Raw genomic sequence first — 11,937 nt, 5'->3', positions numbered from 1 at the left:
GCGTATAATGGCATGTAGTGCGGACCGTCCGTAAGAGGTTATACCATGCGTCTTGCGCCACATGCAGTTCTCGTGGCCGTGTTGGCTCTCGCTTCCGCCGCCTTTGCACAAACGACTTCGCCTCGTAGTTCGACAAGCGTCTTTGACCTTCAGACGGCCCTTGCGCCGGTTGCCCTGGATGCGAATACCCAGTACGTCTCAGGCACGGGCATACGTCTGACTTCCACCGCGACCAGCGGTATTGCGAGCTTCACCGGAACGAACGCTCCTTTCCTGGTGAACAACGTCGTGCCCTCCTGGAATCTGGATTTCCCCGAAGGCACAGGGGCCAGGACGGAGGTCCGAGCGGTGAACGGCGGTACCTCGACGATCTGGTACGAGGTCGCCCGTATGGGCTACATCCCGGGTGGCATCAAGCGCAACAAGAGCGATTCGTACGGGTACATTGACATAGATACCCTCATGCTCTACACTGCCTGGCCTCGGATCGAATACCGGGTCACCTTGTACACGAACAGGCTCGGTGCGACGCCGACGCTACGCCTGATGTCTCTCTGTTACGCCGACACCGGCACGCTGATATCATACTCTCCGTTGCCCGGCCCGGGAGCCACCACCTCTCTGCCCGTCCCTTGGCGTTCGCAGTACTGGGTACCGGACATCGGCGATGTCATCTGCGGCCCCACTTCTCTTACCATGGCCGAGGATTATTACGGCTGCAACCTGCCCACCGCGACCGTCGCGGCGGACTGCTATGACGACTACAATGATCTTTACGGCAACTGGCCGATGATCGCGCAGGGCGCGGCCAGGCACGGGTTCAAGGCATACACCTTCCGCGCCAACGGGCAGCAGCCGTTGAGGGATCAGTTTGCCGCCGGCAACGCCGTGATCATGAGCATGGCATATAGCGCGGGCGAACTCACGAACTCGCCGATTCCTTCCACCAACGGGCACCTGGTGCTGATGGTCGGAGTGACGTCTTCGGGTGACTATATCTGCAACGACCCCGCCGGCGCGGACTCGCGGTGGGATCATGTCGTCTACAATGCGAACCAGATCGCGCATGTGTGGCTCTATCACGCGGGCGGAGTGTTGATCGCCGTGATGCCGAATCTGGTGTACGGCCGGTATCCCTATTACACCTATCAGGCCGCCGCACCGATCGTCACCGATACCAGAGGCAGGATTGGTCTCTTCGCCCGCAGCATCGCAGGCGAAACCTGTTTCATGCGGCAGACGGCTCCGAACGGCGGATGGAGCGGATGGACGAACCTGGGCGGCACGGTTGCCTCCGACCCGGTTGCCGCCACCAACCGCCTCAAGGGCAACACGGTCTTCGCCAGATTCACTGACGGCAACCTCTACTACCGCGCGCAGGTGGTTGCGGGCGGGAGTTGGTCCGACTGGGCGAGCCTCGGCGGGCCGATACAAGGCGAACCTGCGGTCGGCAAGAGCCCCGACGGGCGCCTGGACATCTTCTGCAGGATGTCCGATGGAAGCATCCACCACAAGTGGGAGGCCTCGGGAGGCGGCTGGCAGGCGTGGGAATCGCTCGGTGGCATCGCAGCCGGAGATCCCGTCGTCGCGCTTACGTGGGAGGGCAGGCAGGAGCTTTACGTGCGCGGTGTGGACGGCGCGCTCTACTGGAAGTACCAGGCCAACAACGGGTCTTGGCCTGTCTGGGCTTCCCTGGGTGGACCAATCGTCGGGCAGCCTGCGATGGGAAGAGCCTCCGACGGCCGAACCGAGGTTTTCTGCCGATTCGCCGACGGCACTCTGCGGTACAATCGTCAGGCGAGCCTCGACGTGGGTACATCCTGGTTAGGATGGACCGCGATCAGCGCATCTTCCGGGTCCGATCCCGTGCTTGCCCGCACGCCGTCTGGCCTTCAGGAGATGTTCTTTACGGACGACTCGGGACAGGTCATGCGAAGCTTCCAGGCGGTCGCGGATGGTGCATGGGGCGCTTGGACGTCGCTCGGCGGATCGGCCGTCGGCGCGCCCATCGTGGGTCACCATGACGATGGCCGACTCCAGGTCTTTGTCTTCCGGGCCGACGGAAGGGTGTGGGGCAGGTCGCAGGCCGTCGGCGGCGCGTGGGGCGAGTGGACCTCGTTGAGCCCGGTGTTCTTCGCCGATGTGACTCCGCCCGTCGTGACCTCGGTTGCGGTGTCTCCGTCGCTGGCCGCGGCCGGAGATCCGGTCCTGGTGCAGGTGAGTGCATCCGACAATCTGTGGGTCCAGACGGTGACGGCAAACGGCATTCCCCTTGCTGCAGACGGCGGAATCTGGTCCGGCTCTGTACCGGCGGATGCGGTTCTCGGCTCGCATTCCGTTCTGGTTGAAGTCCAAGACGCGGCGGGCAACGTCGCGAGCGATTCGAACGGCGCGTACACCACCGCTCCCGTGTACTCAACGGCCAACCGGGCGATCTTCGACGAACTCACGGTTGAGAGGCAGTGGGAGTTCCTGTTCATGGTCTGGGGTAAAGCGGCCGTGCTCGATAGCAACTCGTTCACGGTGGACGACGGTTCCGGCAAGCCTGTTACGGTATATTGCCCGTCCCATGGCCTGACGAGCGGCCGATATGTGATCGTCCGGGGTATCCTCCAGCGGCCGTCCTCGACGGATGCGTCGCTCATTGCCTCGTCCGACCTGATTCGGGTGCTGAACTAGACTGGTATCGCGCGCGGCCTTCGCCGGGAAACTTTGCGCGGCTGCTCTGCGTATTCTCAGATATGTATGCGAGCCCTTACCTCATTCGCTGGGTTACTTGGAACACCTTTCTGGCGCTGATTCCGGTTGTCGCAGGGTATGCCATGTATACCCTCTACAGGATCCCGCGCCGACGAACGATCCCCGTCAAGGTCGCGATGGTTCTCCTCGGTATCGTGTGGCTCGCGTTCATGCCGAACACCTGCTACCTGCTGACCGAGTGGCGCCATTTCCTCGCGAGGGTCGGCTATTCGAACCTCTATTCGGAGTGGCATGTCAGTAGGACGGCCGCGGTCGAACTCATGACATACACCCTCTTCTACATGTTCTACAGTGGGATCGGTGTGCTGACGTTCGCCCTCGCGATTCGGCCCGTCGTCTGGCTGATGCGGCAGGTTCGTCTCACTCCGTGGGTCTGGGCGATCCCGTTCTTCCTGCTGATGTCGCTTGGCGTCTACCTCGGGCTCATCCTGCGGCTGAACAGCTGGGATATCATCACCAGGCCGGAGTATGTGTGGATGTCAGTCATGGGTGCGCTCCGTAACCATGGGCTGATGTTCATCGTCACCGCGTTTGCCGGTTTCCTCTGGCTCGTATACTCCGTGATGGATGTCTGGGTCGATGGATTGATCCTGCGGCTGCGCAGGCAGAACGGCTGACGCCCGACAGGTCATGTCTCTACCCTCGTCGAACTCCTTGAGTAATGACTTCAGGGGGTGAGCCGACATGAGACCATTCGCTATTCTGCTACTGCTTCTCCTTGCCGCGGCCGCTCAGGCGACGGAGTTCTATGTTGCTCCCAATGGGAACGACAGGAATCCCGGCACCAAAGCGAAGCCCTTCGCCACCCTTGAGCGCGCCCGCGACGTCCTACGCCTCACGAAGAGAGGCCCCGGCGCCACGACCGTCTGGATTCGCGGCGGAGTCTACAACCGCACCGAGACGTTCACGCTGACCGCGGGAGACGGCGGTACAGAGGGTGCGGAGATCGTCTACCGTGCCCGCGAGGGCGAGACCGTACGCATCACCGGGGGTCGGCAGGTCAAGGGCTTCCGGCCCGTCACCGGTCCCGACACCCTGGCTCGTCTCGACGAAGCTGCCCGCAAGTCGGTCCTCATGGCCGACCTGAAGGCTCAGGGCATCACCGACTTCGGCTCCCTCAAGCGGCGAGGCTTCAGCGGAGGCGGCACCGCCGCGCTCGAGCTGTTCTTCAACGACCAGCCGATGCAGATCGCTCGGTACCCGAACGGCGAGTGGGCGAAGATCGCGGGCGTCCCCGACGGACCCCAGGGCGGCAAGTTCTCTTACGAGGGAGACCGTCCGTCCCGCTGGAAGTCGGCCGACGACATCTGGGTCCACGGCTACTGGACCTGGGACTGGGCCGAGACGCACGAGAAGGTCAAGAGCATCGACTCGGCGAACCGGGTCGTCGCCACCGAGCCGCCTCACGGGGTCTACGGTTACACTCAGGGCAAGCGCTTCTACTGGGAGAACATCCTGGAGGAACTGGATCAGCCCGGCGAGTTCTATGTAGACCGGAAGGCCGGCATACTCTACTTCTGGCCGCCCGCGCCCATCAAAAACGCCGAGGTGTTCGTCTCTATCATGGAGACTCCGCTCGTCAGCATCGAAGGCGCCTCCCAGATCATCTTCCAGGGAATCACGTTCGAGCACGTGCGCGGCGACGGTTTCCTGATCCACGGCGGTTCGCAAAATGTTATCGCCGGGTGCACGGTCCGGAACATCGGCTGCACGGGCATAAGCATCCAGGGGAGCACGGTATCAGGTGTGCAGTCCTCCGATCTCTACAACATCGGCGAGACCGGCATCGCCATCAACGCGGGCGACCGGACCACGCTCACTCCGGGCCGGTGCTTCGCCGTAAACAACCACATTCACCATTTCAGCCGGTTCAGCCGCACCTATAGACCCGCGATCCTGATTTACGGCGTCGGCAACCGGGCGGCGCACAACCTGATGCACGATGCGCCGCACAGCGCCATCCTCTTCCACGGCAACGACCACGTCATGGAGTTCAACGAGACGCACCACGTCTGCATGGAGACCAGCGACGCGGGCGGGTTCTACACCGGGCGCGACTTCTCCTGGCGGGGGAACGTCATCCGCTACAACTACTTCCATCACATGGGCACGGGCGACGTCCGCTCGGTCTACATCGACGACTGCGCGAGCGGAATGCGCATCTACGGCAATGTCTTCCACAAGGCCAAGATGGGCGTCTGCATCGGCGGCGGCCGGGACTGCATCGTGGAGAACAACCTGTTCGTCGACTGCCATCCCTCGGTCTTTGTGGATGCGCGCGGCATGAACTGGGCCAAGCCTACGGTGGATGGCTACATGAAGCAGCAGCTCGAGGCGATGCCCTACCGCACGTCGCCCTGGAAGGACCGCTACCCCGAACTGCTCACTCTCTACGACGACGAGCCCGGCGCTCCGAAGTACAACAGGGTTCAGCAGAACGTGTCCTTCGGCGGGCGGTGGCTGCCGGTGATCGACCCGATCTGCAACGAGCTTTTCACCTTCAAGGACAACATGGTGGACGCCGATCCTGGGTTTGTCGACTTCGCTGGTGAGGACTTCCGGCTGAGGGACGACTCACCCGCCTTCAAGCTCGGCTTCAAGCGCATTCCAATGGAGGAGATCGGTTTGCAGAAAGATGAGTACCGCGCCACCACAGACGTTGGGGATGGAGTTGCACTCCCTCCCCAGCCGCCGAAGATCAAGAAGCTGGGCATCACCGTGTGCGACCTGGTCGAGGCGACACCGGTCGTCTTCAAGGGGAAGCTCTACCGCTTCGAGTACGTGCGCGATCAGTACTACAAGCCGAATGAGGGCAAGCCGTCGTACTTCCGGTTCGTTGACATGAAGACCGGCGAAGAAACCCCCGGCTTCGCGCAGGGCTACCACCTCGGGAGCGCGTTCGTGGACGGCGACACGGCCTATGCGTTCGGCGTGAACAAGTGGGACGGTGAGAAAGTCGAAGTCTTCTGGTCGAAGGACCTCAAGCAGTGGGAGAGCAAGACCGCGCTGAACCTGCCGGGGTGGGGGATCTTCAACACCTCGGTCTGCAAGGGTCGGGACGGCTACATCATGGCGTTCGAGATCGGCCGCCCCGCGGAGGAGACCGGCGTGCCGTTCACCATCCGGTTCGCCGAGTCGAAGGACTGCCGCGAATGGAAGCTTGCCCCCTCGGAGTGCGTCTACTCGAAGGAGCGCTATACCGCTTGCCCCGCGATCCGATACGTTCAGGGCCGGTACTACATGATCTATCTCGAGGCGTACCCCGGACCGGCGTACAACCCCTGCATCGTGCGCTCGAAGGACCTCGTCAAGTGGGAGAGTAGTGCGCTCAACCCGATCATGCACTACTCGATCGAGGACAAGCTGATCGCCAACCCCAAGCTTACGCAGGAGGAGCGCGAGCGGATCGCCGGCGCGGTGGACAGCAACAACTCGGACGTAGACTTCTGCGAGTTCGAGGGCAAGACGCACATCGTCTACTCATGGGGCAACCAGCAGGGCGTAGAGCACCTCGCCGAGGCGGTCTACCCCGGCCCGGAGTCCGAGTTCCTGAAGTCGTTCTTTGCGGAGTAGTCTGCCGAATCGGTAGCCATTGGGGTTTCGGTAGGTTGCGTCAGGAGTCGTACTCGTGCCCCACTAGTTAGAGATCTCACTTAACGAGGGAGAACCAGCGCTCGTCGTGCCACTTACGGCCTTCGAAGTACCAGGCGCGGTAGATGCCCTCGTCGGTGAAGTCCGCTTCCTTCAACTCCCTCGCTCGCATGTCGTCCGCTGGGTTGATGCTGCAGACCACCCGCGCCAGCCCGAACTGCCGGATTGCTCCACGAATAACCGGTAAGGGATGCCGCGTCTTCGTGTATAATAGGGTAAGTGGGATCTGCGTTTGGGAGGCTGACATGGCGAAGGACAATGGCATCGACCGGCGGGACTTCATCAAGACCGGGATGGTCGCGCTTGGCGGCGGACTGTTCTACCTGAGCACGGGCGAGTCGGCGGAGGCGGAGAGCACAGCAAAGACTCTGAGCATCGAGGCGCCTTTCCCGACTCCGAAGCGGCTGTCGGACGTCACCCGCTCCCTCGCCGAGCGCGGGCTGAGCGGTGAGTTCGGGCGCTCGATGGTCCCCTCAGGCGTCAAGATCGAGGACCTGATAGACGTCACTGGCACGTCGGAGGAGATGAAGTGCGCCCACGCGATCATGTTCATCGCCGAGCGCGCGCCTCTGCGCATCCTCCCAGGCGAGCGGATCGTCGGATCGGCGACATTCTCCGAGGCGGTCGGGCATGCGGTCCCGATCTACAACAAAGGCAGCGTCAGCCACACCACCCTCGGCTTCGACAAGGTGCTTCGCGTCGGATACAAGGGCATCCGCAAGGAGATCGCTGTCCGACTGGCACGGGGTGGCCTCGATGCCAAGGGTGTCGATCTGCTGAACGCCATGAAGACTTGCCTCGACGCCGCTGACCGATGGCACGCGCGCAACATCAGCCACCTCCGCGAGTTGATCGCCGAGTCCACCGGCGCTGAGAGGTCCGGCTACGAGCGCGTTCTCCGCAATCTGGCGAACGTCCCCGAGAACCCGCCGACCACGTTCGCGGAGGCCGTCCAGTCGCTCTGGTTCGCGTATGCGTTCCAGCGTCTCTGCGGCAACTGGTCGGGAATCGGCCGCATCGACGAGATGCTCTGGCCCTGCCTGAAGCGCGACCTGGAGCAGGGGACGACGACGCTCGACGAGGCGCGCGAAGACCTCGCCCATTTCTGGATCAAGGGCACGGAGTGGATCGGCGGCGCGGGCGGCTACTGGGGCGGCGACGCTCAGCACTACCAGAACATCATCCTGGCGGGTATCGATGCTGACGGGAAGGAGGTCACCAACGAGGTGACCTACCTCGTGCTCGACGTCGTCGAGGAGCTTCATATCAGCGACTACCCGATCGCGGTCCGGCTCAACAAGCACACGCCGGAGAAGCTGCTCAAGCGCATCGCGGAGGTTCAGCGCCACGGCGGCGGTATCGTGGCCGTCTACAACGAGGAGGTAGTCATCGCCGCGCTCGTCAAGTTCGGCTACCCGCTCGACGAGGCCCGACGGTTCGCCAACGACGGCTGCTGGGAGGCCATCATCCCCGGGAAGTCGAACTTCATCTACTCGCCGCAGGACTCGCTCAAGATGCTCCAGCAGGCGCTGATGCTCGATGGCGACAAGCATCCCGAGTACACCGATTTCGAGAGCCTATACGCCGGGTTCTGCAGGGAACTCCGGGCGGCGGTTGACGCTCACAATGCTGGCGCGGACGGATACTGCCTCGGAGGGGCCGCACCGCCGGTCGTGTCGATGCTCGTCGAGGGCTGCATCGAGAAGGGGCGCGGCTACTGGGACCGCGGGCCGGTCTACACTGCCCTCGCGCCGCACATCGGAGGGATCGCCAACACGGCGAACAGCCTGCTCGCGATCAAGAAGCTCGTCTACGAGGAGAAGCGGCTCACCTTGAACGAGTTGATCGACATCCTGCGCTCCGATTGGCAGGGGCAGGAGAACCTCCGGCAGTTGGTGCTCAACCGCGTCGAGACCTACGGAAACGACAACGACGAGGCCGATGCGATGGTCAAGCGCGTCTTCGACGACTACACCCGGATGGCCTCAGAGGTCAAAGATCGCAACGGCGTCCTCCGCCCGGCGGGGATCAGCACCTTCGGCCGCGAGATCGAGTGGCGGGCGTATCGCAAGGCGACCGCCGACGGCCACCACCTCGGCGAGATACTCGCCACGAACTTCTCCCCGTCGCCCGGGACTGATCGCAAAGGCCCGACGGCGATGCTCAAGTCTTACTGCAAGATGGACTACACCAACCTGCCCAACGTCGGCACTCTCGAGCTGAAGATCCTGCCGGCATCGGTCAAGGGCGAGCAGGGCGTCAAGGCGCTCGTGGGGCTGATGAAGAGCTTCGTGAAACTCGGCGGGTGCTTCATGCACGTGGATATCGTGGATACGGCACTCCTGCTGGATGCCCAGCGGCACCCCGAGAAGTACCCTAACCTGTCGGTCCGCATCGCTGGATGGTCGGCGCGATTCGCTACCCTGGACAAGAACTGGCAGGACATGGTGATCGGTCGCACGCAGCAGGTGGTGTAGCAGAGCGCGGGAGCGTGGGCGCTCGTACTCGCACTCCTAATCGTAATCGTACTCGGGATTTGCCAGGCACTTGACTACCGGAACTATCTTCGACATCCAGCGATTCTGCACGCACGACGGTCCGGGCATCCGGACCGTCGTCTTCCTCAAGGGCTGCTGGCTCGACTGTGCCTGGTGTCACAACCCTGAATCGAAAAGCAGCCGCCGTGAGCTGTTCTACACGCCGCAGCTCTGCATCGGATGCGCGAAGTGCGTCTCTGCCTGTCCCGAGGGCGCGCACTTGATGACTGAGGAGGGTCACGCCTTCGATCGTTCCCTCTGCCGGGCCTGCATGATCTGTGCCGAGGTATGCTACGCCAGGGCCCTCGAGGTCGCGGGCCGGGAGATGACCGCCGACGACGTGATAGCCGAGGTCGAGAAGGATCGCGTCTTCTACGAGGAGTCCGGCGGCGGACTGACCCTGTCCGGCGGAGAGCCGCTGTGCCAGTTTGAGTTCACTCGTGCGATACTTGAGGGAGCTAGGTATGGTGTGCCACCGTCTCTCGATATGCTTCGCTACTCGAGACTGGGCGGTGCAGACCCCGGGAACAGCACCGACAGCCCTGAGTGCTCGCATAGCGAGTGTATCGAAGGGCGGCCTGCGCTGCACACCTGCGTCGAGACCTGCGGCTTCGGGCCGTCCCGGCACTTCCTGGAGATGGTCCCGCTGGTGGACCTCTTTCTATGGGACGTCAAGGACACCGACGAGGCGCGCCACCAGGCGAATACCGGGGTGCCGCTCGCACCGATATTGAAGAATTTGCGTCTGGTCGATGAAGCGGGCGGCGTTACGATTCTTCGGTGCCTCCTGATCGCCGGCGTCAACCTGGATGAGCGGCACCTCGACCGGCTGGCCGATATCTACCGGTCACTACGCAACTGCCGGTGGATCGAACTGCTTTCGTACCATCCTCTCGGTGACTCCAAGTACCTCCGCCTGGGAATTGAACGTGCCCCAAACCCGTTCCGCGAGCCGACCTCCGAGCAGATGGAGGCCGCGAAGGAGTACCTGATCGAACGGCACGATATCACGGCGCTGTAATGCAGAACCCCCGGCGAAGAAAGCTCCGGCCGGGGGTTCCACTCTCAGTGTCGGACGTTTGATGCGGGGTGTTCGCGCCTCAGCGCCCTCTCTCGAGAGCGAGCGTTTCGGTAGTCCTGTCCGCGACCTCGGATGGGCCGAAGTACTGGATCGGGCCGGGGAACGTGTACTCGTCGTTCAGCGCCCAGGACTCGCGATTCTCGGCGAACTTCTTGAAGGGTGGTGCATCGAGGTCCGTGAGCGCCTTCCTGATCACCGGTACCTTCCTGCCCTTCCGCGTCTCCATGTTGAGCATCATCGTGACCGGCACTCCGCCGGCTACCCACTCGTCCGACTGCTTGGTCAGGTTCTGCACCATCACAGTGTATCCGGTCAACCCGGCTCGAACGAGCTGGGCCGCTGTGTATCCGAGCGAGTATGTGTAGTCCGCATCGAAGTTCGTCGGGGCGGCGCAGCGCCCCTCGTAGCCGAAAAAGTGGCCGAGCGGACTGAACTTGTATCTGTCTCTCTCGTCGCGCCCTTCGTTCAACCGCCGGATCTTGTCCGAGACGAGGTCAATAAGCAGTCGCTCAGTCTCTACCTGAGAGAGCGGCACGTTCCCGTGGCTGTCCCTCTTGAGCAGCACTCTCTGGATGTCTACGGGCAGGGTGTTGTATACCTTTGCGCTCGGAGCGCTCAACTGGCCGGAGATATACTGCGCGCGCTCTGAGTGATCGGGCAGTCCGTAGATGTACTCCTCTTCCTTACCGAGCAGTGCGCTCAACTCGTCTATCATGACCTTGATGTCGGAGATGAACTCCGGCAGACCCTCGGGGACGAGCAGCACGCCGTAATTTCGTCCCTTCTCGGCTCGTTTGACGATCACATCGGTGATGTAGTCCACGATCTCTTCCAGCGTCGTCCCTTTCGCTTGCGCCTCCTCGGAGATGAGCGTGATATTCGGGTGTGTCTGCAAGGCGCACTCGAGCGTAACGTGACTCGCGGCGCGTCCCATCAGGCGGATGAAATGCCAGTACTTCACCGCCGAGGTCGCATCGCGCGCGATGTTCCCGATCAGTTCGGAGTAGACCTTGCACGCGGTGTCGAAGCCGAAAGATGCCTCGATCATCTCGTTCTTCATGTCGCCGTCAATCGTCTTCGGAACGCCGACGATAACCGTCCGGCATCCCTCGGTCTTGAGATGCTCCGCCAGCATCGCCGCGTTCGTGTTCGAGTCGTCGCCGCCGACGATCACCAGGCCGTCGAGCCCCATCTTCTCGAAGTTCTCCCGGCAGGTCTTCAGGTGTTCGGGTTTCTCGATCTTGTCGCGGCCGCTCATGATCATGTCGAATCCGCCCGTGTTGCGGTACTCTGCGACCATCTGGTCCGTGATCTCGGCATATTTGCCCTTGATGACGCCGCCGGGTCCCTTGAGGAAACCGTACAGCTTGCTTTGAGAGTTAGCCGCCTTGAGCGCATCGTAGAGCCCCGCGATGACGTTGTGTCCGCCGGGCGCCTGACCGCCTGACAGAACCACCCCCACCGTCAACGGGTCCGATTTCAGCACGCCGTTTCCTGCCTCGATCTTGACGATAGGCTGGCCGTAGGTGCTCGGGAAGAGACTCCTGATCTCGTCCTGATCTGTCTCGGGGCGCGACGGATCTCCAAACTTCACCCTAGTATTGCCGCCCTTCAGTGCCCCCGGCAGCTTCGGCTGGTATGCTGATCGTGCTCTCTGCAATGCTGATGTTTCCGCAGCCATGATGTTGATCTTCACTCCCACGTCTTCGATTGTGTTGCGGCTCCGCATGAAGCCGACAATCATTATAGTCGACTCGGGCGGATTTGGCAAAGACCGCCGGCAGGGCGAACGCATTTTGACATCTCCGAAGTAGTGGTAGGTACAATATTGAAGGAACCTACGCCTGAAGCCTTCGAAATGATAGGAAAACCGTATCATGGAGGTCAGCATGGCAGGTTTCTTCGAGC

The 11,937-nt window shown here is 62.3% G+C and carries 7 protein-coding genes; 5 read left to right on the top strand and 2 right to left on the bottom strand.

What is annotated here, in order from left to right; all coding sequences use genetic code 11:
- Positions 1-45: 45 nt before the first annotated feature.
- The 3 genes from KBC96_05350 (at position 46) to KBC96_05340 (ending at position 6,333) form a co-directional block, all read left to right on the top strand.
- Positions 46-2,679, top strand: a complete 2,634-nt coding sequence (locus KBC96_05350) for a C39 family peptidase (GenBank protein MBP6963816.1) — start codon at positions 46-48, stop codon at positions 2,677-2,679.
- A 62-nt stretch (positions 2,680-2,741) separates the two neighbouring features.
- Positions 2,742-3,377 (top strand): DUF1361 domain-containing protein, encoded by a 636-nt coding sequence (locus KBC96_05345; GenBank protein MBP6963815.1) that lies wholly within the window; start codon positions 2,742-2,744, stop codon positions 3,375-3,377.
- 67 nt (positions 3,378-3,444) lie between these two features.
- Positions 3,445-6,333 (top strand): right-handed parallel beta-helix repeat-containing protein, encoded by a 2,889-nt coding sequence (locus KBC96_05340; GenBank protein MBP6963814.1) that lies wholly within the window; start codon positions 3,445-3,447, stop codon positions 6,331-6,333.
- A 76-nt stretch (positions 6,334-6,409) separates the two neighbouring features.
- Here KBC96_05340 and KBC96_05335 read toward each other — a convergent pair whose 3' ends face one another.
- Positions 6,410-6,553 (bottom strand): hypothetical protein, encoded by a 144-nt coding sequence (locus KBC96_05335; protein ID MBP6963813.1) that lies wholly within the window; start codon positions 6,551-6,553, stop codon positions 6,410-6,412.
- Positions 6,554-6,656: 103 nt separating this feature from the next.
- On the opposite strand from KBC96_05335, the gene KBC96_05330 reads away from it, so the two are divergent.
- Complete coding sequence (locus KBC96_05330) at positions 6,657-8,888, top strand: hypothetical protein (GenBank protein ID MBP6963812.1); 2,232 nt, start codon at positions 6,657-6,659, stop codon at positions 8,886-8,888.
- Positions 8,889-8,958: 70 nt separating this feature from the next.
- Positions 8,959-9,969 carry a glycyl-radical enzyme activating protein gene (locus tag KBC96_05325; protein MBP6963811.1) on the top strand — a complete coding sequence of 337 codons (1,011 nt, stop codon included), beginning with the start codon at positions 8,959-8,961 and terminating at the stop codon, positions 9,967-9,969.
- A gap of 79 nt (positions 9,970-10,048) precedes the next feature.
- Here the strand turns inward: KBC96_05325 and KBC96_05320 are convergent, their stop codons facing one another.
- Positions 10,049-11,710 (bottom strand): diphosphate--fructose-6-phosphate 1-phosphotransferase, encoded by a 1,662-nt coding sequence (locus KBC96_05320; protein MBP6963810.1) that lies wholly within the window; start codon positions 11,708-11,710, stop codon positions 10,049-10,051.
- Positions 11,711-11,937 lie beyond the last annotated feature (227 nt).

This window comes from Armatimonadota bacterium (genome assembly GCA_017993055.1).
Lineage (GTDB): Bacteria > Armatimonadota > UBA5829 > DTJY01 > DTJY01 > JAGONM01.
This window is presented reverse-complemented; position numbering and strand designations above follow the sequence as displayed.

Bases quoted from the DNA above. Each gene is read 5' to 3' on its own strand.
- KBC96_05350 (MBP6963816.1), top strand. From the start codon at position 46: ATGCGTCTTGCGCCACATGCAGTTCTCGTGGCCGTGTTGGCTCTCGCT.
- KBC96_05345 (MBP6963815.1), top strand. From the start codon at position 2,742: ATGTATGCGAGCCCTTACCTCATTCGCTGGGTTACTTGGAACACCTTT.
- KBC96_05340 (MBP6963814.1), top strand. From the start codon at position 3,445: ATGAGACCATTCGCTATTCTGCTACTGCTTCTCCTTGCCGCGGCCGCT.
- KBC96_05330 (MBP6963812.1), top strand. From the start codon at position 6,657: ATGGCGAAGGACAATGGCATCGACCGGCGGGACTTCATCAAGACCGGG.
- KBC96_05320 (MBP6963810.1), bottom strand. From the start codon at position 11,710: ATGGCTGCGGAAACATCAGCATTGCAGAGAGCACGATCAGCATACCAG.